This is a genomic window from Mycolicibacterium sp. MU0050 (assembly GCF_963378085.1).
Classification (GTDB): Bacteria; Actinomycetota; Actinomycetes; order Mycobacteriales; family Mycobacteriaceae; genus Mycobacterium; species Mycobacterium wendilense.
In genome coordinates this window covers 2,320,582-2,343,981 of record NZ_OY726395.1, presented here as the reverse complement: position 1 = coordinate 2,343,981, position 23,400 = coordinate 2,320,582, and the positions used below count along the sequence as shown (strand labels likewise).

Annotated in this window: 19 protein-coding genes and 1 riboswitch; of the genes, 2 read left to right on the top strand and 17 right to left on the bottom strand. The window is 69.8% G+C overall.

Annotated elements, in window-relative coordinates; translation table 11 throughout:
- The first annotated feature begins 49 nt into the window (after window positions 1–49).
- Window positions 50–2,350 carry a vWA domain-containing protein gene (locus R2K23_RS10955; RefSeq protein ID WP_316516622.1) on the top strand — a complete coding sequence of 767 codons (2,301 nt, stop codon included), beginning with the start codon at window positions 50–52 and terminating at the stop codon, window positions 2,348–2,350.
- Window positions 2,351–2,443: 93 nt separating this feature from the next.
- On the opposite strand, the gene gcvP is transcribed toward R2K23_RS10955, so the two are convergent.
- The 12 genes from gcvP to R2K23_RS10895 form a co-directional block, all read right to left on the bottom strand.
- Window positions 2,444–5,311 (bottom strand): aminomethyl-transferring glycine dehydrogenase, encoded by a 2,868-nt coding sequence (gcvP, locus tag R2K23_RS10950; RefSeq protein ID WP_316516621.1) that lies wholly within the window; start codon window positions 5,309–5,311, stop codon window positions 2,444–2,446.
- Between the two features lie 162 nt (window positions 5,312–5,473).
- Window positions 5,474–5,571, bottom strand: a riboswitch (glycine riboswitch).
- A 42-nt stretch (window positions 5,572–5,613) separates the two neighbouring features.
- Complete coding sequence (locus R2K23_RS10945; RefSeq protein ID WP_316516620.1) at window positions 5,614–6,228, bottom strand: MerR family transcriptional regulator; 615 nt, start codon at window positions 6,226–6,228, stop codon at window positions 5,614–5,616.
- Between the two features lie 221 nt (window positions 6,229–6,449).
- On the bottom strand, window positions 6,450–6,944 hold the full coding sequence (locus R2K23_RS10940; protein WP_316516618.1) for a bifunctional nuclease family protein: 495 nt from the start codon (window positions 6,942–6,944) through the stop codon (window positions 6,450–6,452).
- A 49-nt stretch (window positions 6,945–6,993) separates the two neighbouring features.
- Entirely contained in the window at window positions 6,994–7,743 is a 750-nt protein-coding gene (ftsR, locus tag R2K23_RS10935) for a transcriptional regulator FtsR (RefSeq protein ID WP_316516616.1), read from the bottom strand.
- The gene (gene garA, locus R2K23_RS10930; protein ID WP_316516613.1) at window positions 7,743–8,222 is read right to left on the bottom strand and encodes a glycogen accumulation regulator GarA; all 480 of its coding nucleotides are present in this window, start codon (window positions 8,220–8,222) and stop codon (window positions 7,743–7,745) included. The genes ftsR and garA overlap by 1 nt, the downstream gene beginning before the upstream one ends.
- Before the next feature lie 144 nt (window positions 8,223–8,366).
- Entirely contained in the window at window positions 8,367–8,762 is a 396-nt protein-coding gene (gene gcvH, locus R2K23_RS10925; protein ID WP_316516612.1) for a glycine cleavage system protein GcvH, read from the bottom strand.
- A gap of 52 nt (window positions 8,763–8,814) precedes the next feature.
- Window positions 8,815–9,603 carry a DUF881 domain-containing protein gene (locus R2K23_RS10920; RefSeq protein ID WP_316516611.1) on the bottom strand — a complete coding sequence of 263 codons (789 nt, stop codon included), beginning with the start codon at window positions 9,601–9,603 and terminating at the stop codon, window positions 8,815–8,817.
- A 12-nt stretch (window positions 9,604–9,615) separates the two neighbouring features.
- Window positions 9,616–9,948 (bottom strand): small basic family protein, encoded by a 333-nt coding sequence (locus R2K23_RS10915; RefSeq protein WP_316516610.1) that lies wholly within the window; start codon window positions 9,946–9,948, stop codon window positions 9,616–9,618.
- Between the two features lie 34 nt (window positions 9,949–9,982).
- Window positions 9,983–10,915, bottom strand: a complete 933-nt coding sequence (locus R2K23_RS10910) for a DUF881 domain-containing protein (protein WP_316516608.1) — start codon at window positions 10,913–10,915, stop codon at window positions 9,983–9,985.
- Complete coding sequence (locus R2K23_RS10905) at window positions 10,912–11,499, bottom strand: CDP-alcohol phosphatidyltransferase family protein (RefSeq protein WP_316516606.1); 588 nt, start codon at window positions 11,497–11,499, stop codon at window positions 10,912–10,914. The genes R2K23_RS10910 and R2K23_RS10905 overlap by 4 nt, the downstream gene beginning before the upstream one ends.
- 24 nt (window positions 11,500–11,523) lie before the next feature.
- Window positions 11,524–13,884, bottom strand: coding sequence for an accessory Sec system translocase SecA2 (gene secA2 / locus R2K23_RS10900; protein ID WP_316516604.1), 2,361 nt, complete (start codon window positions 13,882–13,884; stop codon window positions 11,524–11,526).
- A 42-nt stretch (window positions 13,885–13,926) separates the two neighbouring features.
- Window positions 13,927–15,567 (bottom strand): acetolactate synthase, encoded by a 1,641-nt coding sequence (locus tag R2K23_RS10895; RefSeq protein WP_316516602.1) that lies wholly within the window; start codon window positions 15,565–15,567, stop codon window positions 13,927–13,929.
- A gap of 163 nt (window positions 15,568–15,730) precedes the next feature.
- On the opposite strand from R2K23_RS10895, the gene R2K23_RS10890 reads away from it, so the two are divergent.
- Window positions 15,731–17,647, top strand: a complete 1,917-nt coding sequence (locus tag R2K23_RS10890; RefSeq protein WP_316517206.1) for an ABC transporter ATP-binding protein/permease — start codon at window positions 15,731–15,733, stop codon at window positions 17,645–17,647.
- Window positions 17,648–17,651: 4 nt separating this feature from the next.
- Here R2K23_RS10890 and R2K23_RS10885 read toward each other — a convergent pair whose 3' ends face one another.
- From R2K23_RS10885 to R2K23_RS10865, 5 genes are all read right to left on the bottom strand, one after another.
- On the bottom strand, window positions 17,652–19,157 hold the full coding sequence (locus R2K23_RS10885) for an FAD-binding protein (protein ID WP_316516600.1): 1,506 nt from the start codon (window positions 19,155–19,157) through the stop codon (window positions 17,652–17,654).
- Between the two features lie 140 nt (window positions 19,158–19,297).
- On the bottom strand, window positions 19,298–20,008 hold the full coding sequence (locus tag R2K23_RS10880; protein WP_316516598.1) for an Rv1815 family serine proteinase: 711 nt from the start codon (window positions 20,006–20,008) through the stop codon (window positions 19,298–19,300).
- Between the two features lie 195 nt (window positions 20,009–20,203).
- A complete protein-coding gene (locus tag R2K23_RS10875) occupies window positions 20,204–20,797 on the bottom strand; it encodes a LysM peptidoglycan-binding domain-containing protein (RefSeq protein ID WP_316516596.1) in 594 nt (197 codons plus the stop codon).
- Window positions 20,798–20,941: 144 nt separating this feature from the next.
- Window positions 20,942–22,357, bottom strand: coding sequence for an NAD(P)/FAD-dependent oxidoreductase (locus R2K23_RS10870; RefSeq protein ID WP_316516595.1), 1,416 nt, complete (start codon window positions 22,355–22,357; stop codon window positions 20,942–20,944).
- A 52-nt stretch (window positions 22,358–22,409) separates the two neighbouring features.
- Window positions 22,410–23,354, bottom strand: coding sequence for a sterol desaturase family protein (locus tag R2K23_RS10865; RefSeq protein WP_316516593.1), 945 nt, complete (start codon window positions 23,352–23,354; stop codon window positions 22,410–22,412).
- Between the last annotated feature and the right edge of the window lie 46 nt (window positions 23,355–23,400).

Below are 23,400 nucleotides of genomic sequence, written 5' to 3'. Positions count from 1 at the left end.
AACTCAGCTCGAACGACGGGTCAACGGCGAAAGTCAGGGGTGATTAGGCGTGGGTAGGCATCGCATTCCCGACCCCGACGATTCCGACGATCAGTACGAGAGCGAGCAGTACGACCCCGACCGGTACGGGTCGGACCACCACGACTCCGCCGGGGACGCCGACGCCACCGACGCCGACCAGGGCCGGCACTACCGCCCGATGTCGGAACCCGACGACCAGTACCCCGGGCCCGGGGAGGTGTACCGCGAGGATCATCCGGCCGGCGGTTACAACTACGCGGCCGAGTACGAATCGCGCTATCCGGGCGAACGTGCCGAGTTGCCCGACGCCGACCCGGCCGCCGGCGGGTATCCCTCGCAGCGGTACGGAGGCCGCGAGGACGACACCGATCCCTACGGTGAGGCCCGCTACGACGACCGGTTCCGGACCGACCAGGGTTACGACTCGGGCTACAGCGCCGGGTATGACACCGGGTACGACTCGGACTACGACACCGATTACGAGGACGACGACGGCGACGACGATGCCGCCGACGCGGACGTCGACGACCGGTTCGGCTACCCGGCCCGCGCCGGGTTCTCGTCGGAGCCGGACAGTCCCGCCCAGAGTTCCGGCGGGCACCGCAACGACGGGGAATGGACCGGCAGCCACCGCACCGTGGCGCCGGGTCGCCGCGGCGTCAGCGTCGGGGTCATCGTCGCCCTGGCGACCGTGGTCGCGCTGGTCGCCGGGTTCATCATGTGGCGGTTCTTCGGCGACGCGCTCTCGGACCGTTCCGAGGTGGCGGCCGGCCGGTGCCTGCAGGGTGAGGCCACCGTCGCCGTCGTCGCGGACGCGGCGATCGCCGAGCAGGTCGAGCAACTGGCCGCCAGGTACAACGAAACCGCCGGCCCCATCGGGGATCACTGCGTCTCGGTCGGCGTGCGCAGCGCCGCCCCCGACGCCGTCGTCGCCGGACTGGTCGAGCAGTGGCCGACGGACCTGGGCGAGAAGCCCGCGCTGTGGATTCCGGCCAGCTCCGCGTCCGAGGCGCGGCTGGAGGCCGCGGCCGGACCGGAAGCGGTGACCAACAGCAAGTCGTTGGTGTCGTCACCGGTCCTGCTGGCCATGCACCCCGACCTCAAACCGGCCCTGGCGCAACAGACCTGGGCCTCGCTGCCCGACCTGCAGGCCGATCCGGCCGGCCTGGACAACCTCGAGCGGCCGGGGTGGGGTTCGCTGCGACTGGCGTTGCCCGCGACCGGCAACAGCAACGCCGCAGACCTCGCGGTCGAGGCCGTGGCCGCGGCCTCCGCCCCGCCGGGCGCGTCCGCAGCGGCCGGCGCCGGTGCGGCCGCGCGGCTGCTCGCGGAGGCGCCCGAACTCGCCGACGACAGCCTCGACGAGGCCATGCGGGCCCTGCTGGACGGCAACGATCCGGCGGCCGCCCCGGTGCACGCCGTGGTCACCACCGAGCAGCAGCTGATCCGGCGCGCCGCCGACCTGTCCAACGCGAAAGACGTTCTGACGTCGTGGATTCCGCCCGGCGCGGTGCCGGTGGCGGACTTCCCCACGGTGCTGCTGGCCGGAGACTGGCTCAGCGACGAGCAGACCGCGGCCGCCAGCGAGTTCGAACGGTTCATGCGGCGGCCCGAGCAGTTGACGGAGTTGTCCAACGCCGGCTTCCGCGTCGACGGCACCGACCCGCCGACCAGCGAGGTCACCACCGGTGCCGCGGTGGAGCAGACGCTGTCGATCGGCGACGACGCCGCGCGCCTCGAGCTCTCGGAGGCGCTGGCCGGCCCGGCGGTCGGCACCGGCCCCGCCGTGTCGATCATGCTCGACCGCTCCCTGAACCTGGCCGCCTCCGTGCCGGCGATCAACGCCCGCATCGATGCGCTGCCACCGGATGCCGCGGTCTCGCTGACCACCTTCGACGCCGCCGCCGGCACGACCCTGGTCAACCTGGGTGCGCTCAGCGACGACATCGACGGCCAGTCCCGTCGGGACGTGTTGACCTCGACGCTGGGCGGGGTCAGCCAGGCCGGCGGCGCGGTCTCGTTCACCACGCTGCGCAACGTCTACGCCGATGCGCTGACGAATTTCCGTCCGGGCCAACCGAACTCGGTGCTCGTGATCACCTCCGGACCGCACACCGACCGGACCCTCGGCGCGCAGGGCCTGCAGGACCTCATCCGCAGCAGCGTCGATCCGGCCCGACCGGTCGTCGTCGACGTCATCAACGTCGGCGCCGATCCGGACCGCGCCACCTGGGAGGCGGTCGCGGCGATCAGCGGCGGGACCTACCGCAGCGTTCCCGCCTCGGACTCACCGGAGTTCGCCGCGGCGGTCAACGAGCTGCTGGCTTAGCTCTCGGCCCGCCCAGATCGACGTATTTCCGCAAGCCACTCGCACCAAGTGGCCCAAACTCACGTTTGGGCCACTTGGAGGCGGGGTCGGAGGTCAGGCGAAGGCCTCGATCGGCGGGCAGGAGCACATCAGGTTGCGGTCGCCGTAGGCCCCGTCGATGCGGCGCACGGGCGGCCACACCTTGGGCCGGAACGCTTTACCCAGCGGGTAGGCGGCCTCCTCCCGGCTGTAGGGGTGCGTCCAGTCGGCGACCAGCAGGCATTCGGCGGTGTGCGGCGCGTTACGCAACGGATTGTCGTCGGCCGGCCACTGCCCGGAGCCCACCTTGTCGATCTCGGCGCGGATGGCGATCATCGCCTCGCAGAATACGTCGACCTCGGCGAGGCTCTCGCTTTCGGTGGGCTCCACCATCAGGGTGCCGGCCACCGGGAAGCTCATGGTCGGGGCGTGGAATCCAAAGTCCGCCAACCTCTTTGCGACGTCGTCGACGGTCACACCGGTGGCCTTGGTCAGCGGTCGCAGATCGAGGATGCACTCGTGGGCCACCATGCCGTTCTCCCCGGTGTAGAGCACCGGGTAATACTCGTCGAGCCGGCGGGCGATGTAGTTGGCCGACGCGATCGCGGTCAGCGTCGCCGTGCGCAACCCGACCGGGCCCATCATCCGGATGTAGGCCCAGGTGATCGGCAGGATCGAGGCCGACCCGAACGGTGCGGCCGACACCGGCGCGCCGCCGGGTAGCTCCCAGCCCAGTTCCTCGGACAGCGGATGGCCGGGCAGGAACGGCGCCAGATGCGCGCGCGCCGCCACCGGTCCCACCCCCGGGCCGCCACCCCCGTGCGGGATGCAGAAGGTCTTGTGCAGGTTCAGATGGCTGACATCGCCACCGAACCGGCCCGGGCGCGCCAGGCCGACCAGCGCGTTGAGGTTCGCGCCGTCGACGTAAACCTGGCCGCCGGCGTCGTGGGTGGCCGCGCAGATCTCGGCGATGTCGTGCTCGTAGACGCCGTGGGTGGACGGGTAGGTGATCATCAGCGTCGAGAGCCGCTCGGCGTGCTCGGCGATCTTGGCGCGCAGATCGTCGAGGTCGACGTCGCCATTGTCGCGGCAGGACACCACGACCACCCGCATCCCGGCCAGCGCCGCCGAGGCCGCATTGGTGCCGTGCGCGCTCGACGGGATCAGGCACACATCGCGGTGTCCCTCCCCCCGCTGCGCGTGATACTCGGCGATCGCCAGCAGCCCGGCGTACTCGCCCTGGGACCCCGCGTTCGGTTGCAGCGACACCGCGTCGTATCCGGTGATCCCGGCCAGCCAGGTCTCCAGGTCGGCGACCACGCGGCGCAGCCCGGGGGCATCCGCGGTGGGGGCGAACGGGTGCTGGCGGGCGAACTCCGGCCAGGTGATCGCCTCCATCTCGGCCGCCGCGTTGAGCTTCATCGTGCACGAGCCCAGCGGGATCATGGTGCGGTCCAGCGCCAGATCCTTGTCGGACAGCGCCCGCAGGTACCGCATCATCGCGGTCTCGGTGCGGTAGCTGGTGAACGCCGGGTGGGTCAGGAACTCCGTGCTGCGGTTCGCGATCTCGACGGGCACCGGGGCCGCGCCGGGCCGGGCGCCGAACGCCGCGAGCACCGCGGCGACGTGCGCGTCGGTGGTGGCCTCGTCACAGGACACCGACACGTGGTCGGCGTCGGTCCGCCACAGGTTGATGCCGTCGGCCTTCGCGGCGGCGACGACGGCGTCCGCGCGGCCGGGCACCCGGGCCAGCACCGTGTCGAAGAACTTGTCGTGCACCACCTCCGTGTCGGGGGCCGCCGCAAGCCCGGCGGCGATGGCCCGGGCGTGGCCGTGCACGCGGTGGGCAATCGCAGTCAGCCCGTCGGCGCCGTGGTAGCTCGCATACATCGCGGCCATCACCGCGAGCAGCACCTGGGCGGTGCAGATGTTCGAGGTCGCCTTGTCCCGGCGGATATGCTGTTCGCGGGTCTGCAGCGCCAGGCGGTAGGCCGGGGCGCCGTCGGCATCCACCGACACGCCGACCAGGCGCCCGGGCAGCTGCCGGGAGTGCTTGCTGCGCACCGCCAGGTAGCCGGCGTGCGGGCCGCCGAATCCCATTGGCACACCGAAGCGTTGGGTCGTGCCGAAGGCGACGTCGGCGCCCAGGTCGCCGGGCGGGGCGATCATGGTCAGCGCCAGCAGGTCGGCGCCCACCGCCACCAGGGCGCCGCGCTCGTGGGCCTGCTCGATCAGCGCGGTGTGGTCGATCACGCGTCCGCTGGCGCCCGGCAACTGGACGACGACGCCGAAGAAGTCACCGTCGGGCAAGCCCTGGCTCAGGTCCGCGGTGACGATCTCGATGCCCAGGGGGCGGGCCCGGGTCGCCAGGATCGCCGCGGTCTGGGGGAACAGGTCGGCGTCGACGGCCAGTCGGTTGGCCGATCCCTTCACCGCGCGGTGCATCAGCGTCATCGCCTCGGCGGCGGCGGTGCCCTCGTCGAGCATCGACGAGTTGGCCAGCTCGAGCCCGGTCAGGTCGGCCACCATGGTCTGAAAATTCAGCAGCGCCTCGAGCCGGCCCTGGCTGATCTCCGGCTGATACGGCGTGTACGCGGTGTACCAGGCCGGGTTCTCCATGATGTTGCGCAGCAGCACGGGCGGGGTCAGGGTGTCGTAGTAGCCCTGCCCGATCATCGAGACCGCGACGGTGTTCTGCGCGGCCAGGGCCTGTAGTTCGGCCAGGGCCTCATGCTCGGAGGCCGGCGGCGGCAACTCGTGGAGTCCGGGCGCGATCCCGTCGGGGCCCAGCGCGTCGAGAATGTTGGCGGGCAGCGCCTTGGCGGCGAGTTCGTCGAGGCTGTCCACGCCGATCACCGTGAGCATGGTGGCCAATGCATCGGCATCGGGGCCGATGTGGCGGTCGACGAACTCCGGGGACTGGGGGCTGGTCTGCTCGGTCAAGCTGGGACTCCTCCGCGACAGGGTGGCTACGCCGACTTCTCGGCGTTCCTCCCCCTCTGTCGTCCACCCGGCACCGGGCGCCTGAGAGATTCGGCGTGAGCCTTTCCCCATGGGCGGGTGAGCCGGTCAATGCGCGCCCGGTCACCGCTTTCCAGAGGCATCGTGGCCGGCGCGGTCCTGGGGCCTGAGAGGTTGACGGAGAGGTGTTGCTCCTTCGGCGTCCGCGACTGGCAATCACGGAACTCTCCCGCGCTGGGGCGATGCGTGTAGAAGTTTACCCGCTGCGACCGACTCCGGGCCGCTCAGCCGATCTTGCGGTCGCGGTGCTTGCGCCGCGTGGCCAGTTCGTCCTCCGGCGCGGCGATCGACTCGCCGCCGTCGGCCCGCTCACCTGGGAAATCGGCGATCGCGCCGGTCAACTCGCGCATCGCGCCGCTGACCGCGATCCCGAACACACCCTGACCGCCCTGCAGCAGGTCCACCACTTCCTCGGCGGAGGTGCATTCGTAGACGGTGGTGCCGTCGGAGAACAGCGTGATGTTGGCCAGGTCCGAGACGCCGCGCTGACGCAGATGGTCAACCGCGACCCGGATGTTGTGCAACGAGATCCCGGTGTCCAGCAGTCGCTTGACGATCTTGAGGACCAGGATGTCCTTGAACGAATAGAGCCGCTGGCTGCCGGAGCCTGCCGCGCCGCGAATCGACGGCACCACCAACGAAGTCCGTGCCCAATAGTCCAGCTGCCGGTAGGTGATGCCGGCGATCTGGCAGGCGCTGGGGCCGCGGTAACCGACCAACTCGTCGGGCACCGAATCGTCCGGGAACAACCCCGCCTGCACTGGCTCACCAACGGGGACGTCGGCTGCCTGCCCCGCTGCGTCGAGGTCTAACTGTCCCTGACGTGGCTGCTCGCTCACCCGTGCTTCCTCTCGCCGAATAGGCTCCTGAAGAGCATACGCTCATCCGCCGACTCCCACGACGACCTCGGTCGGCTGGGGGCCGTGTGCATCGGTGCAAGTATGGCGGCTGCACGGACGCGACCCGCCAATCGACCGGGCGTGTCGAGAGACAGAACCCCAGTTGAGACGCTTCCGTGACATAGCGCACCGTCCGCGGCCGGGACGCCGACGCGGGCGGGTCAGGTGGCCTTGAAATCGTCGGGTGAGACGCTGTCGAGAAACTCCTTGAACTTCTCCACCTCGTCCTCGCGCACCCCGCCGTCGGATTCCTCGTCGGTCTCGTCGGGGATCAGCAACCCGGCCTCGGCCAGCACCGCCTCCTCCACGAAGATCGGCACCCCCACCCGCAACGCGATGGCCACCGAGTCCGAGGGGCGCGCCGACACCCGGATGTCGCGGTCGAAGACCAGGTCGGCGTAGAACGTGCCCTCCTGCAGATCGACGATCCGCACTTCCTTGAGTGAATGACCAAGGGCAGCAATGAGATCCTTGATCAGGTCATGGGTGAGCGGCCGGGCCGGCTCGACGCCCTGCTGTTCGAGCGCAATGGCGGCGGCCTCCGGCTGACCGATCCAGATGGGCAGATAGCGATCGCCGTTCGTCTCGCGAAGAAGCAGGACCGGCTGATTCTGCGGCTGTTCCACGCGTATGCCAACCACACGAACTTCACCCATCAGTGTCTGCCCTCCGCATGCCCGTGAGCTTCACGGCCAACTGTAGTCCTCACCGATGCAGAACGTCGCGTACCGCCGACTTGATCAGGGACGTGTGCAGGGTGATCGCCAGCGCGGCCACCTCACGAGCCAGATCGTCGGCGCGGTCGCGGGCACCGGCCTTGTCTGCTTTGACCAGCGGGCCGGCGATCTGAGCGATCAGATCGGACTGCCGGTCGGCGGCCGACCGGAACGCCCGCAGGTGCCGCGGCTCCACTCCGTAGTCGGCCAGCGCACGGGCGCATTGCAGGATCACGACCGCGTGTTCGTCGAAGAATCCGCCGGGTCCGGTGGTGATGATCCCGGCCTTGACCAAGGCGCCCAGCAATTCCTCACCGGCCGCCGAATCCGCGCCGCTCTGCTCCAGCACGTCCTCCCGGCTGAGCCGTACCCGCGCGGGTCCCACCGCCGAGGCCGGCAGCCGCCCGTCGGCGTCCGCGGCGCCGGCGACCAGCGTCGGCACCCCGTAGGGCGAGGCCGCCTGCGGCAGTTCACCGTCGGGCTGCGCGTCGAGCTGGGCCTTGATCACCTTCAGCGGCAGGTACTGGTCGCGCTGGGCGGTCAGGATGAACCGCAGCCGCGCACAGTCATAGGCCGTGAACCTCCGATATCCCGACGCCGAGCGCTGCGGCGTGACAAGTCCCTCTGCCTCCAAGAACCGAATCTTGGAGATGGTGACATCCGGGAAATCGGGTCGTAGCAGGTCCAGCACCGCTCCGATCGACATCCCGGCGTACGCGGGAGTATCGGGTGCGGTCACTAGCCCTCGGATCCCCCGTCGCCGTTCTTCGGCCCGGTCAGGAACACCAACCGGAACTTGCCGATCTGCACCTCGTCGCCGTTGGCGAGCACCGCCGAGTCGACGGGCTCCCGGTTGACGTAGGTGCCGTTGAGGCTGCCCACGTCGACCACCTGGAACTCACCGCTCTCGAGCCGGAACTCGGCGTGCCGACGGCTCACGGTGACGTCATCGAGAAAGATGTCGCTGTCGGGGTGCCGACCGGCCGAGGTGGTCGGCTGATCCAGCAGGAAGCGCGATCCCGCGTTGGGTCCGCGCTTGACGACCAGCAGCGCCGAGCCGACCGGCAGGCCCTCGACCCCGGAGACCGCTCCCTCGCCGCCGGTGGCGGCCGGGGCGTCCAGTTCGTTGAGGAAATCCGCCCGGAACACCGAAGTGGTTTCCACGGTCAGATCGTCAGACGATCGGTCCGCTCCCGAACTGCTGTCCTTTTCCGTCACACGCTGCTCCTTACAGGCTGCTTGTGGCGCTATCGCCGGTGAAACTCGCCCACCCTAACCGTCGCGAACCCGACGTTACCGCGCGGTGGGCACCGATGTACCCGGCACGGACAGAAAGGGTGGTGGCCAGAACCCTAACAACCGTCATTCGGTCAGCGTGGCGCGGTAGCCTTCCGCGTCGAGCAACCCGGCCAGTCCGGCGTCGAGCGTGCCCTCCTCGACCTGCAGCTCCAGCAACCAGCCGGCGCCGTAGGGATCGGAATTCACCAGGTCCGGGCTGCCCTCCAGATCGCCGTTGACGGCAATCACTTTCGCCGACAGCGGGGCGTAGAGATCCGACACCGACTTGGTGGATTCCACCTCGCCGAAGGACTCCCCGGCGGTCACGGCCGCATCCACGTCCGGCAGCTGCACGAAGACCACGTCGCCCAGCGCCGCCTGGGCGTAGTCGGTGATGCCGACGCGCACGGTGTCGGTGCCGGTGCGGCGGACCCACTCGTGCTCCGCGGTGTACTGCAGATCTGACGGGACCTCGCTCACAGCGTTCCTCGATTCCTTGACTCGACTGCCCCGGGCGGTCCGCACGGGTCGTTCACTTGACGGGCTGAGCGTATTGGCGGGGTTTCGGTTGTCGCAAGGTGGTCACGTCGACCCGCTCCGATTGCGTCAGCCGCATCGACCCGCCAACCCGCTCGACGCTGTCCACGGCGCCGCCGGGAATGTTCATCGCCGCGGCCAGGGTCGGCGGATCCCCAATGGCCAGAACTGAATACGGCGGCCTGAGCACCATACCGTCGATCAGCAGCTCGGTCGGCGGGCCGGTGACCCAGGTGTCGACGCCGACCCGGACGCTGGCCTCGGCCGAGTCGATCTGGATGGCCTCGGCGCCGGCGGCCCGCAGTTCGTTGATGACGTCGAGCAGCGTCTCGGGCGCCACACCGCGGGCCGGGTCCTCGATGACCACCGTCACCCCCGGGCCCGTCGCGGCCACACTGCCCACCAGGATCGACAGCGCCGCCAACCGCGCGCGGGCGTTGTCGATGGCGGCCTGATCCGAGGTTCCGGAGGCCTCCAGCGACGCCAGGGTCCGCTGCAGTTCAACGACTTCGGTGTTCAGCGCGGCTTCGCGCTGCTGCAGCGAGTCCAGCAGCACCACCAGGTCTGCGGGCCGGGCCGACTCCAGGGCGTCACCGCTGTCGGTCTGGCGCACCTGGGTTGCGATCGCGACGCCCAATGCCACGCACAGCACCACCGCCAGCACCAGGAACAACGATTGCGAACGCGACCGTCCCGGCGCGTCGGGCAACTCGTGACGGCCGTGCTCCTCGGTCCGCTCGGGCTCCGGCGGATCGGGGGTCGGCGGCTCGGGGGTCGGACTCATGGCAGCCTCACCTCAGGCCCCGAACAGTCGCCGGCGCAAGGCGGCGGCGTTGCCGAAGATCCGGATACCGAGCACCACGATGATCGCGGTGGACAGCTGCGTGCCGACGCCGAGTTGGTCACCGAGATAGACGATCAGCGCGGCGACGAGGACGTTGAACACGAACGACACCACGAACACCTTGGCGTCGAAGATCCCCTCCAGATAGGCGCGCAAGCCGCCGAACACCGCGTCGAGGGCGGCCACCACGGCGATCGGCAGATACGGCTCGACGACGTCGGGGACGCTGGGCTGGAACACCAGCCCGAGGACGATGCCGACCACCAGTGCGGCGATGCCGATCAATTCCGCTCCCCCTTCGTCATCCCTGCATGTCCGGTCACCGCGGCCCGCTGCGGGCGAAGGTGACTTCCCTGACGGTCCCGGCCGGGATGGCCAGGCCGTCGCCGGCGCTCACGGTCACGCCGACACCATAGGAGGTTTCCAGCAGTCGCAGTCGACGCAACCCCGAGCTGCGTTCGAAGGTCTGGGCCATGGTGTTCGGCGGGCCGATCGCCAGAATCTGGTACGGGCTGCTGATCGGGCGGTTGTCCACCAGGATCGCGCCGCCGGCCTGCCGGATGGTCACGTTGGGCCCGATCCGGACCCCGCCGACCGAAATCGCCTCGGCGCCACTGCCCCACAGCGCGTTCACCGCCAGCTGCAGATCCCGATCCAGGATCACCTGCTGGCTGCCGGGCAGCCGTTGCTTGGAGACGTCGGTGAGGTCCCGCCCCGCCCCGGGCTCGGTCACGGTGACCGTCAGGCCGGGACCGATGACCGCGGCGGCGGCCGCGGCCAGCCCCAGGGTGTCGATCTGGTCGAGCAGCTGATTGCCCTCGGCATCGTCGACCAACTGCCGGCGCGCCACGGCGTCCACCTCGGCGGCCAAACCGTTGCGGCGGTCGGTGAGTTCGTCGGTGGCCGCCGACGTCGCCTGCACCGACGCGGCCAGCGCGCGCTGGGTCTCCGAGACGCCGGGGGCCGTGGAGCGCGCCTGCGCCATGGCCGCGGCGAACACCGCCGCGACCAGCAGCGCCGCCACCGCCTGCCAGGCCCAGTCCGCGCGGCGGCGGCGCTGCCCCGATTCCGCGCGGGCCGCCGCGGCTGCGGCGTAGCCGGGGTCCAGGTGTTCGGACAGCAGCGAGCGCAGCAACGACGGCACTGGCAGCTTCTGCACGCCGCGGGTCTGCCGGGCCGACAGGCCCGCCTGCGGTTCGTAGCCACCGAGCGCGTACCCGCCGAGCTTGGGCTCGGGCTCGGGCTGGGTCACCGCGCGACCTTGGGCAACTGCCGCAGCACCATTGCGACCTGGATCAGGTACAGCACGAACGACCACAGGTACATTCCGATCCCCCAAATCAGAAAGCCCCAGCCGCAGGCGCCGATCACGTTGCTCCACAACGCATCCCATTGCCCCAACAGGATCAGCGGGAAGGCGGACATGAGTGCGAACGTCGCCGCCTTGCCGATATAGGTGACCGGCAGCGCGGCGAGCCCGCGGCTGCGCAGCAGCGGCAGCGTCGCGGCCAGGATCCCGTCGCGCGCGAGCAACACCACGATGACCCACCAGGGGATGATCCCGGCCAGCGCGAAGGTGATCGGGACGACGATCATGTACAGCCGGTCCACCGCGGGATCCAGCAGTTCGCCGAGCCGCGAGGACTGGTCGAGCAACCGCGCGATCTTGCCGTCGGCCCAGTCCGAGGCGCCGCTGATCATCAGCACCGCCACCGCCCAGCCGTAGGACTCGGTGACCAGCAGCAGGTACACGAAGACGCCGATGAGGATCAGGCGCACACCGCTGAGCACGTTGGGCACGGTCAACACCCGATCGCGCCCATCCCCCGCGTCCATGGTCCCTAACCTAGTTCGCGCCGATCACCGGAACACCCCGGGCAGGCTCAATCCCGACTGCGTGTCGTCCTGTAGCGGGTTGTCGTGGACCATGTACGTCCACGTGGAGGTCGGCCGGGCCAGCTTGGACAGGTCCAGACCCGGCTCGTCGGCCAGCACATTGGCGGTCTCGAAGGTCTGCTGGGCGGCCTCGATGGCGTCGGCGGCCAGCGACCCGAACGCGTCGACGGCCATCCGGTGGAACTCGTCGAGCGGGTTCTGCCGGCCCAGCGCCCGCAGGTGGATGCTCTCCCGGATGTCGGCCAGGAAGGCCTGGTGATCGGCCCAGCCGCGGTCCAGGTGATAGAGCATGATCAGCCGGCAGATGCGCTCGAGTTCCTCCTCGGGGACCGACTCGGCCAGTTCCTCGTACCGCTCCGGCGCGCGCTCCTTGAGTTCCTCGCGGGCCGTCGGCGTGGACAGCAGCGTGTTGCGCCGGTCGACGAGGATCGCCCGCTGCTGGGCGATCAACTGGTTGTACCGCCAGGTGTTGGCGTGCACGTCGAGCAGTCGGCCCTCGGCGACGCGCTGGGCGTGGTCGATCAGCGCGGCGGCCTTGGGGTTGGTGATGCGGCCCTCGTCGTCGGTCTCGGTGGGCAGCTTCCCGGGCTCGAGGTGGTTGGCCACCACGTCGTCCTCCCAGCTGGCGAAGAACACCGAGGACCCCGGGTCGCCCTGGCGACCGGCGCGGCCGCGCAGCTGGTTGTCGAGACGCTGGGTGCTGTGCCGGCCGGTTCCGACCACGTGCAGCCCGCCGAGTTCGGCGACCGTCTTCTCCTGCTCGTGGTCCTCGGAACCGCCGAGCCGGATGTCGGTGCCGCGACCGGCCATCTGAGTGGACACCGTCACGGCGTTCAACTTGCCCGCCTCGGCGATCACCGCGGCCTCTTCGGCGTCGTTCTTGGCGTTGAGCACCACCGCCGGCACCCCGCGCTTGACCAGCCGTTCGTGCAGTTCCTCGGACTCGGCGACGTCGTGGGTGCCGACCAGCACCGGCCGCCCCGTGGCGTGGACCTCGGTGATGTGGTCGATGATCGCGTCCATCTTGGCCGCGGCGGTGATGTACACCCGGTCGACCTCGTCCTCGCGGATGTTCGGGGTGTTCGGCGGGATCGGCGAGACGCCCAGCTTGTAGAACTGCCGCAGCTGTTCCCCGGCGGCCAGCGCGGTGCCGGTCATCCCGCACACCGTCGGGTACCGATTGATCAGCGCCTGCACGGTGATGGTGTCGAGCACCTCGCCGGTCTCGGTGGTCTCGATGCCCTCCTTGGCCTCCACCGCGGCCTGCAGCCCGTCGGGCCAGCGCTGCAGCTGCGCGATCCGGCCGCGGGAGGCGTTGATCAAACGCACCGCGCCGTCCTGGACGATGTAGTGCACGTCGCGCTGCAGCAGTACGTGCGCGTGCAGGGCCACGTTCACCTCGGTCAGGGTGGTGCCGACGTGTTCCTCGGAGTACAGGTCGATGCCGCCGAGGGCCTTCTCGACCTTCTGGGCGCCTGTCTCGGTGAGGTGGATGTTGCGGCGGTCGCTGTCGGCGTCGTAGTCGACCCCCGGAGTCAGCGAGCCGACCAGTTCGACGATCTCCAGCCGCGGGGTCTCGCGGTGCGTGGTCCCGGCCAGCACCAGCGGCACCAGCGCCTCGTCGACGAGCACCGAGTCCGCCTCGTCGATGAGGGCGACGTCGGGCTTCGGGGAGACCAGATCGGCGACGTCGGTGACCAGCTGGTCGCGCAGCACGTCGAAGCCGATCTCGTTGACCGAGGCGTAGGTGACGTCGCAGCCGTAGGCGGCGCGCCGCTCGTCGGCGGTGGAGTTCTCGGTGATCCAGCCGACCGTCAGGCCCATGGCCTCGAGCAGCGGACCCATCCACTCGGCGTCGCGGCGGGCCAGATAGTCGTTGACGGAGATGACGTGCACGCGCCGGCCGCCCAGTGCGTAGCCGGCCGCGGCGATGGCCCCGGCCAACGTCTTGCCCTCACCGGTGGCCATCTCGACGACGTCGCCGGCGAGCATCCGCAGCGCGCCCTGCAGCTGCACGTCGAACGGCCGTAGTCCGGTGGCCCGCTCGGCGGCCTCGCGGGCGATCGCCAGGAACTGCGGGATGTCGCCGGAGTCCGCGAGGTCGTCGAGCACCAGCAGCTGCGCGGCCTTGCGCAGCTGCTCGTCGTCGAGGTCGGCGGCCTTGGCGTCGAACTCGGCCGAGGCCGCCACCTCGCTCATGGAGCGGGTCTGGTTCTTCTCGGAACTGGCGCCGAGCAGCTTCCAGAAACGTTGGCTGAGCCGACCGGGCTTGGCGCCGGTGGTCTTGGCGCCGGATCTTGAATCGGTGTTGGAGGTGCGTGCCACAGGTTCACGGTACGCGGGCGCACCCCGCGGTGGTCCCGCCGGTCAGGCCAGATTCGACCGGCGCGGATAGGCCACCGTGGGATCGGTCAGGGTGTTGACCAACGCGGGCAGCCCGGACTCGAAGGCGCGGCGCAGGGCCGGACGCAGTTCGGCCGGAGTCGAGACCAGTTCGCCGTGTCCGCCGAGCGCGGCCACCACCTGGTCGTAGCGGGTCTCGGGGCGCAGGTCGGCCACCACCGAATAGCCGTAGAGCATCTCCATCGGGTGCTTCTCCAGCGCCCAGATGCCGTTGTTGCCGACGACCGAGACCACCTGGACACCGTGGCGGGCCAGGGTGTCCCATTCCATCCCGGAGAAGCCGAACGCGCCGTCGCCCTGCAGCAGCACCACCTGGCGTTGCGGGCGGGCCAGCTTGGCCGCCAGCGCGTAGCCCGGCCCCGAGCCCAGACAGCCGAACGGCCCGCTGTCCAGCCACGCGCCGGGCACGTAGCTGTCGATGACCCGGCCGGCGTAGGACCCGAAGTCCCCGGCGTCGATGACGACGATGGCGTCGCGGTCCAGCATCGGCCGCAGTTCGGCGTAGAGCCGCATGGGATGCAGCGGGGCGCGGTCGTCGGCCAGCTCGGCGGCCTCGGCGGCGCGGGCGGCGGTCTCGGTGTCGCGCAGCGAGCCTATCCACGCCTCGTGGTCGCCGATCCCCGCCGAAGCCAGCGCCGACAGGACCGCCGGCAGGTCGCCGTAGAGTTCGGCCGCCACCGCGACCGGATGCGCCCGCTCCGGCCGCACCCGGTCGGCGACGATCAGCGCGGTCTCGGGGCCGAACACCGCGCCGAATCCCAGCCGGAAGTCCATCGGGACCCCCACCACCACGGCGACGTCCGCGGTCCGCAGCGCCTCGGAGCGGGCCCGGGAGAACGCAAGCTCGTGGTCCGCGGGCACCATCCCGCGCGCCATCCCGTTCATCAGGACCGGAATCCGCAGCCGCTGCGCCAACTCCAGCAACTGCTCTTCGCCGCGGCCCCACCAGACGTTTGTCCCGGCCATGATCACCGGTCGCCGCGCGCCGGCCAACAGGTCCACGGCGCGCTGCAGTTGCTCGGGTTCGGCCGCGACCGCGGGACGGGGCACCGTGAGCGCCCCCGGCCCGCCCGGGTCGGGGGCCGCGCCGAAGACGACGTCCATGGGGAAATCGATGAACGCCGGTCCCGACGGCGCCGACACCGCGGCCGACAGGGCGTCGTCGACCATCGTCGCCACCTCCTCGGCCGCGGGAGCCGTTGCGGCGTAGCGGGTCAGCGGGGCGACGAAGGGGACGTGGTCGATCTCCTGCAAGGACCCCATGCCCCAGCGCTGGGCCGGAGCGCGCCCACCCAGCACCAGCATGGGCGACTGGTTCTGTTGGGCGGCGCCCAAGGCGCTCGTGCCGTTGGTGATCCCGGGCCCCGCGGTCAACGCCGCCACCCCGGGCACCCGGGTGACCTTCGTCCAGCCTTCGGCGGCAAACGCCGCGGTCTGCTCGTGGCGGGTGTCGATCAGCCGGATGCCCTCGCTGCGGCAACCGTCGTAGATGGAGAACAGGTGCCCACCGGACAGCGTGAACATGGTGTCGATGCCGTTGGCGCGCAGGCGCCGTGCGATGAGCCGACCCGCGTGCACGGGCCCCTCGGGAGCGTCAGTACCCATGGCGGCAGCGTAACCACCCCGCGGCGGCGGGCCCGCGCGACATTTGCCGGAATCGGCGCGCGGCGTCGCCGCGGCCGGGTCGCTGCGGTAGCTTCGCCGCAGACATTTCGCGACGGCAGCGGTCGTCGGGCGGATGAGGCAGGAGACGTCGCTGGTGAACGAGCTGGAACCGTTCTCCCCCAGCCTGGACTGGGGTCAGGAACTCGTCACATCGCTGCTGTGGATCGCGAAGGGCTGGGCCATCGCGGCCGTCTGCACCTTCGCGTTCGTGTTCCTGATCGTGAAGTTCACCCGGTGGGGCCGGCAGTTCTGGCGCATCACCAGCGGGTACTTCACCGGCCCGGGCAGCGTGTTGGTGTGGCTGTGGCTGGCGGCGTTGCTGCTGTCGGTGACGGCGGGGGTGCGGCTCTCGGTCCTGTTCAGCTTCCAGGGCAACGACATGTACTCGGCCGTCCAGATCGCGGTCCAAGGCATCGCCGCCGGCGACGAGGTCGTGGAACAGTCTGGGGTCAGCGGCTTTTGGTCCGCGCTGTGGATGTTCGCGTTGCTGGCGACGCTGCACGTGGCCCGCATCATGCTCGACCTGTTCATGACCCAGCGGTTCATGCTGACCTGGCGCGCCTGGTTGACCGACCGGCTCACCGAGGACTGGCTCGACCACCGCGCCTACTACCGCACCCGGTTCATCGACGACACCATCGACAACCCCGACCAGCGCATCCAGGCCGACATCGACATCTTCACCGCCGGGGTCGGGCCGCTGCCCAACGTGCCCACCAACCTGAGCACCAGCACGCTGCTGTTCGGCGCGGTTTCCTCGATCATGTCCGTCATCTCGTTCACCGCGATCCTGTGGAACCTGTCCGGGGAGTTGACGTTCCTGGGCATCACCATGCCGCGGGCGATGTTCTGGGTGGGCCTGCTCTACGTGTTCGCCGCGACCGTGATCGCGTTCTGGATCGGCCGCCCGCTGATCCGGTTGAGCTTCAACAACGAGAAGTACAACGCGGCGTTTAGGTACGCGCTGGTGCGGCTGCGCGACGCCGCCGAGTCGGTGGCCTTCTACCGCGGCGAGGTCGCCGAGAAGCTGCAGCTGAGTCGGCGGTTCGAGCCGGTGGTGGACAACTACAAGCGCTACATCAACCGCAACATGGGCTTTCTGGGCTGGAACCTGTCGATCAGCCAGATCATCGTCCCGCTGCCCTGGTTGCTACAGGCGCCCCGACTGTTCAGCGGCGAGATCCGGTTCGGCGACGTCACCCAGAGCGCGACGGCCTTCAGCGAGATCCAGAACGGGTTGTCGTTCTTCCGTAACTCCTACGACAGCTTCGCCGGCTGGCAGGCCGCCATCATCCGGTTGCACGGCCTGGTGGTGTCCAACGAGCAGGGGCGCGCCCTGCCGTCGCTGACGGTCGAGCCGAGCGCCGACGCGGTGGTCGAGTTCGACGGGGTCGAGGTCCGCACGCCCGACGGCGCTCAGCTGATCGACCCGGTGGCGTTGCGGCTCGACGTCGGCGACACGTTGGTGATCAGCGGCAAGTCCGGCACCGGCAAGACCACCCTGCTGCGCAGCCTGGCCCAGTTGTGGCCGTACACGACCGGGACGCTGCGGTGCCCGTCGGGGACCAACGAGACGATGTTCCTGTCGCAGCTGCCCTATGTGCCGCTCGGCGACCTGCGCGGCGTGGTGTCCTACCCCAGCGCACCGGGCGAGATCCCCGACGATCAGCTGCGCGCGGTGCTGGGTCGGGTCGCGCTACCGCAGCTGGTCGAGCGCCTCGACGAGGTGCAGGACTGGGCCAAGGTGCTGTCCCCCGGCGAACAGCAGCGCGTCGCGTTCGCCCGGATCCTGTTGACCCGACCCAAGGCGGTGTTCCTCGACGAGGCGAGCTCGGCGCTCGACGACGGGCTGGAGTTCATGCTCTACCAGCTGGTGCGCACCGAACTGCCGGACACCGTGCTGGTCAGCGTCGCGCACCGGGCCACCGTCGCCCAGCATCACGAGCAGCGCCTCGAGCTGCTCGGGGACGGCCGGTGGCGGTTGGGCCGGATCGAGGACGCCGCGGCGCGGGTGCCCTGAGGCCTCAGGAACGGGCCGCGGTCGCCAGCGCGGCGGCGTGCGCGCCGGCGCGTCGGCCGAAGAACGAGCCCTCGCCGAGCTGGACACCGCTGGCGTAGCCCTTGCCGTCCTGGGCGATGTTCGACGCGCAGGCACCCGCGGCGTACAGCCCCGGCACCGCGCTGCCGTCGGCGCGCAGTACCTCGCCGTCGATGGACACCGCCAGGCCGCCCATCGTGAAACCGGAGTACATCGCCCGCCCGAGCGACAGGTCGAACGCCGCCCACGGGCCCTTGTCTTGGGCCGCAACATATTCCGGCTGCTTATGGAAGTCCGGGTCGACACCGTTGGCGGCGTTGTCGTTGTACCGCGCCAGCGTGGCGGCCAGGTTCCCGGCGGGGATGCCGAGTGCGGCCTCCATCTCGGCCACCGTCTCCCAGCCGTCGATGAATTTGATCAGCGGCATCTCCGGCATCTGCATGTGTGCCTCGTCGACGATCAGATACGCGGTCTGCTCCGGCTGCTCGAGTACAAAGGCCGACGTGCGCGAATGGTAGGAGTCCTCCGCGACGAACCGGTTGCCCTCGGCGTTCACGATGATGCCGGTGAGCAGGATCTCCGGCGGGTAGGCCGCGGCCGTGATGAACAGTTGGTCAAGGCTTTTCGCGACGCCGCCGGCGGACACGCCCATCCGGATGCCCAGCCCGTCGTCGTTCGGATTGCCCAGGATGTAGGGGGCGACCAGGCCGTGGTGTTTGGTGCGACGCGGCTGGCCCAGCGCCGGCGTGTGTTCGGCCACCATGTCGGCGTTCATCGCGAAACCGCCCGCGGCGATGATCACCGCGTCCGCCCTGACCGCGCCCGTCTCGGCGAAGTGCTTCCAGGTCGCCCCCACCACGGCGCCGCCGTCGTCGACCACCAATCCGGTGGCTCCGGTCTCGTAGCGGAACTGCACACCGAGTTCGTCGGCCCGCTTCAGCAGCAGGTCGATCACCATCGCTGCGCCGCCGAGTTCACCGGGGACCGGCACGGAGTGCCCGCGCGGCGCGGGCTTGGCCTGCTCGAGAAATGGCCACACCTTTTCGTTGCCGGTGTAGGACAGCCCCTCGGTGCCGGGCGGGACCACCACCTTGCCGGGGTAGAAGCTGCGCTCGAACTGAAAGCCCAAGCCCTCCAACCAGTTGAAGTGCTCGACGCTGCCGTCGCAGTAGGCGCGGATCTTGTCGTGCTCCGGGTCCCGCGCCTGCGACACGAGGTACTTGTACATCTCCTCGGGCGAGTCCTCGTGGCCGGTGGCCTGCTGCACGGCGGTGCCGCCGCCGAGGTAGAAGTGTCCGCCGGCCATCGAGGTGGTGCCACCGGCGGCCGCGGCCTTCTCCAGCACCAACACCGTGGCGCCCGCCGCGGCGGCGCTGACGGCGGCGCACCCCCCGGCGATACCGAAACCGAGGACCAGCACGTCGACCCTGTCGAGGTCGGACCAATCGGCGATGTCGCGGGCCTTGGTGGTGGGCGGGATATCGGTGCTCACGCTTGCTCCTGGACAGCAGTCTGGACACTAATACTCATCAGGTCGCAGAATAGCCCAGGATGCGACGCCAGCCGGAGAACACCCGGTAGATCGGGTGTGAACAGGGCCGCGACAGCGGCCTGAACACGTTCTAGTTCCCCCTAGGCAGGTGCGATGAACGCGGCGGTGTTGACCACCCCGACGTCCTCGCGGATCTGATCGGAGGTCGACTGCCAGGACACCGCGGCCGGGTAGCCGCCCCAGGTGCTGTTGAAGATCCCGATGATCACCGCGCGCGGACCGTCGACCACATAGACCGGGCCGCCGGAGTCGCCCTGCTGGCTGACGACCCCGTTGCCCATGGTGAACCAGCCGTTGTTGACGGCCTGGACCGTCCCGCAGCTCTCTCCGGTGACGATGCCGAAGTGGCAGACGGGCTGGCCCACCTGCGGCAGCCGACCGGGCTCGGCGGCGAGCTGGCGACCGCCGGGCATCACGTCGTTGACCACGACGTCGGGGGCCAGCACGATCGCGCCGTAGTCGGCGATCAGATCGTCGGTGCGCACCGTCGCGCCGTTCGGGGTGTTGTCGCGGAACGCCGCGAGGTTGCCGATGACGTTCCCGTGCACGTCGGACACCGCGCCGTTGCCCCGGCAGTGCCCGGCGGTGAATGCAACCCGACGGCCGGGGTCGACGAAACCGAGGGTGCAGACGTTCTTGCCCTGGCGGATCTCCATGCCGGGGTGCACCAGCACCCCCGGGTTCGCGCCGGCCGGCACCGGCGGCGACACCACCAGCAGCGCACCGACCGCCACGGCCACCAGCACCGACCAGACGGCCAGCACCGAATTCCACCGAGTATTGGGTCGCATGCCAGCTCCGATCGGTCGGGGCCGGAGATGCAACCCGGCCGGTGTCAAATGACTTACCCAGTTATCGGCACATCGTGATGCCATCGTTACTGATGTGCCGTCGGATAGGTACCCAAACGCCCGAATCGGTATGCCCCGACAACGAAACAGCGGCCCGATCCGTACAGGACCGGGCCGCTGCGGCGGATGGACTGATCAGTCCGGAATGGTCAGCACCTGACCCGGATGGATCAGGTCCGGATTGGCGACGCCGCTGGCGTCAGCAATCCGCTGATATTTGCTACCGTCACCGTAGAAGCGTTCCGCGATCGCCCACAGCGTGTCGCCGGAGACCACGGTGTAGGTCCGGGGGGCCGGCGGCGGGGTGGGCGTCTCAGCCGCGGCCGGAGCCACCTCGGGGGCGGCGGGCGGGGCGGCCGGTTCCGGCTCGGGGGCCGGCGCCGGCGGTGGCGCGTCGGTGGTGTCGGTCTTCGACGACCAGACGGCGTCGTCGCCGGCGTAGAGCACCAGGTTGCGGTCGTCCTGCAGCACCAGCCGGACGTTCTTCTTGCCCTTGGTGTCGGAATGCCACACCGGCTTGTCCGGGGTGTAGAGCACGAAGTTTCCGTCCTTCTGGACCTCCGCGCGCACCACATCCTGGCCATCGGTCGCCGTTGCCCAGACCGCTTCGCCCCGGGCGGCGAGAACCAGGTTGCCGTCGTCCTGCAGGGTGAGCGTGTAAGCCCCGTTGTTGGAAGTCAGTGACTCCCCCTTCGAAAGCTTCTGCCCTTCGGCGAGACTGTCTCCCACGTGCATCCTCTTCTGTTGAAGTAATTCGTGAAATCCTGCCGGGGAGCATCGGTCGACATGGCGCATCGAACCGATCCGGCCATCGGTGATCCTAGCCGGTTGTCGATTTGCTGGAAACGCTTTCCGCTCGTCGAGATCCCGGGGTCAGGAATCGAAGCCCAGGCCCAGGCGGTCCAGGACCTTCAGGACCGCGTTGCGCCGGCCCGATCGGTGATCGGCCCGGTCGAGCGACCAACGCGTGGCCTGGATACCGACACTGGCCAGCGGCTCGGGGGGAAACGGCAGCGGCCTGGTGCGGACCATCTCCAGCCGGGTCCGCTCGGTTTGCCGACCGGCCACCAGATCCAGGCAGACATCAGCGGCGAATCGCGCCGCCCCGACGCCGAGTCCGGTGAAGCCGTTGACGTAGGCGACGCGACCGCCGTGGGCCGTGCCCCAATGCGCGCAGAATCGGGTGTTGGTGTCGATCGCACCGGCCCAGCGGTGGGCGAACCGGACGTCGGAGAGCTGCGGGAAGGTCAGGAAGAAGTGCGCCGCGAGCCGCCGGTAGCTGCGGGGGCGGTGCTCGTAGGCCGGAGCCACCCGGCGGCCGAAGTGATAGACCGCGTCGTACCCGCCCCACAGGATGCGGTTGTCCGCGGACAGCCGGTAGTAATGGAACTGGTTGCCGCTGTCGCCCACGCCCTGCCGGCCGGCCCAGCCGATCCGCTCCAGTTGCGCGGCACTGAGCGGCTCGGTGGCCAGCACGTAGTCGTAGACCGGCACGGTGTGCAGCCGGTTGCGCCGAAGCAGGCTCGGGAACACGTTGGTGGCCAACACCACCCGTTGGGCGATGACGTCGTGTCCGGCGGCGCTGACGTGGATGTCCGGTCCGGCCGAGCGCACCGCCGTGGCCGGCGAATGCTCGTAAATGGCCACCCCGGCCTCGGCGCAGGCCCGGGCGAGACCGACGGCGAGCTTGGCCGGGTTGACCAGGGCACAGGTGTCGGGATTGAACAGTCCGGCCAGATACGTCGGCGACGACAGTTGCGCCAACACCTCGGGACGCTCCAGGAACCGCCCCTCACCGGCCTCGGCCGCCTCGCGCAGCCAGTCGACCTGGTGCGGCTCGACCGCCACCGAAAGCATGCCGGTGCGTTCCCATTCCGCGTCGATACCGAGCCGGCGGATCTCCTCGCCCATGCCGTCGAGGTTCTCCCGCCCGAGCGCCTCGAGTTCGGCCAGTTCGTCGGGCCAGCGCGCCCGGCCGTTCGCCGTGCCGTGGGTCAGGCTGGCGTCGACGAATCCCCCGTTGCGCCCGGACGCTGCCCAGCCGATCCGCTCGGACTCGAGGAGCACGATACTGGCCGCCGGATCCTGTTGCGCTGCATGCAGTGCCGTCCACAAACCGGTATATCCACCGCCGACCACCAGCAGGTCACACCGCCGCGGAGCAGCCAGCGCCGGGTACCGCGGGCGGGCCTCGCCGAGTTCGTCGAGCCACATGGACCCGAAGGCGGAGTCGGCCAGCGCGCGATCGATCAGCCGCGGGTCGACGTGACGGTCGAAGACGGTCTTCACAGTCTCGCCAGCGTACGGGCACTGCCGTAACTCGGCAGGATTTCGGCCCGGCTCACGGCGCGGTGCCGGCCGCCTCCGCGACGCGCGGTTGCGGTGGCGCGCCGGGCAGCCACCCGGGCGGGCCGAACACGTAGCCGAGGCGGTCCCGCAGCCGCGACGCGGACCGCACGTCACGCGCGATGGCCACGTATTCGTGCGTTTGCAGCTTCCAGATGTTGAAGGTGCCGACCGGCTTGGTCAGCCCGTAGTGCGGGCGGAACAACTCCGGCTGGAAGGTGCCGAACAGCCGGTCCCAGATGATGAGGATGCCGCCGTAGTTCTTGTCCAGGTACTCCGGATCGCGGCCGTGGTGCACCCGGTGGTGCGACGGCGTGTTGAAGATGAACTCGAAAGGGCGCCAGAGCTTGTCGATGCGTTCGGTGTGCACCCAGAACTGGTAGATCAGGTTGAGCGAGAACGCGAAGAACACCATCCAGGGCGGCACGCCCAGCAGCGGCAGCGGGATCCAGACCAGGATCTCGCCGCTGTTGTTCCACTTCTGCCGCAAGGCGGTGGCGAAGTTGAAGTACTCGCTGGAATGGTGCGCCTGATGGGTCGCCCAGACCAGCCGGACGCGGTGCGCCATTCGGTGATAGACGTAGAACCCGAGATCCACCCCCACGATCGCGATCACCCAGGTGTACCACTGCGTCGACGGCAGCTGCCACGGGGCGACGTAGGCGTACAGGGCCGCGTAACCGAGCAGCGCCAGGAACTTCCATGCCGCGGTGGTGGCCACCGACACCAGGCCCATCGACACGCTGGCCACCGCGTCTCGGCCGTGGTAGCCGCCCGACGGCGGCCGCTCCGCATCCTCGAGCTGCTCCAGCTTGCGCGCCGCGACCCATTCCAGGACGAGCAGCAGCACGAAGAACGGGATGGCGAACAGCACCGGGTCGCGCATCTGTGGCGGCAACACAGATAGCGCGTCGGACACCCACGCGACGGAACCCTGCATACGGGCGAAGTCTAGCGCCGGACGTGACGCTGTTCAACATGGTGTC

Excerpts from the sequence above, each read along its gene's own strand:
- R2K23_RS10940 (WP_316516618.1), bottom strand. The coding sequence starts at position 6,944 with ATGGGTGAAGTTCGTGTGGTTGGCATACGCGTGGAACAGCCGCAGAAT.
- R2K23_RS10920 (WP_316516611.1), bottom strand. The coding sequence starts at position 9,603 with ATGAGTCCGACCCCCGAGCCGCCGACCCCCGATCCGCCGGAGCCCGAG.
- R2K23_RS10905 (WP_316516606.1), bottom strand. The coding sequence starts at position 11,499 with ATGGACGCGGGGGATGGGCGCGATCGGGTGTTGACCGTGCCCAACGTG.
- R2K23_RS10895 (WP_316516602.1), bottom strand. The coding sequence starts at position 15,567 with ATGGGTACTGACGCTCCCGAGGGGCCCGTGCACGCGGGTCGGCTCATC.
- R2K23_RS10880 (WP_316516598.1), bottom strand. The coding sequence starts at position 20,008 with ATGCGACCCAATACTCGGTGGAATTCGGTGCTGGCCGTCTGGTCGGTG.
- R2K23_RS10865 (WP_316516593.1), bottom strand. The coding sequence starts at position 23,354 with ATGCAGGGTTCCGTCGCGTGGGTGTCCGACGCGCTATCTGTGTTGCCG.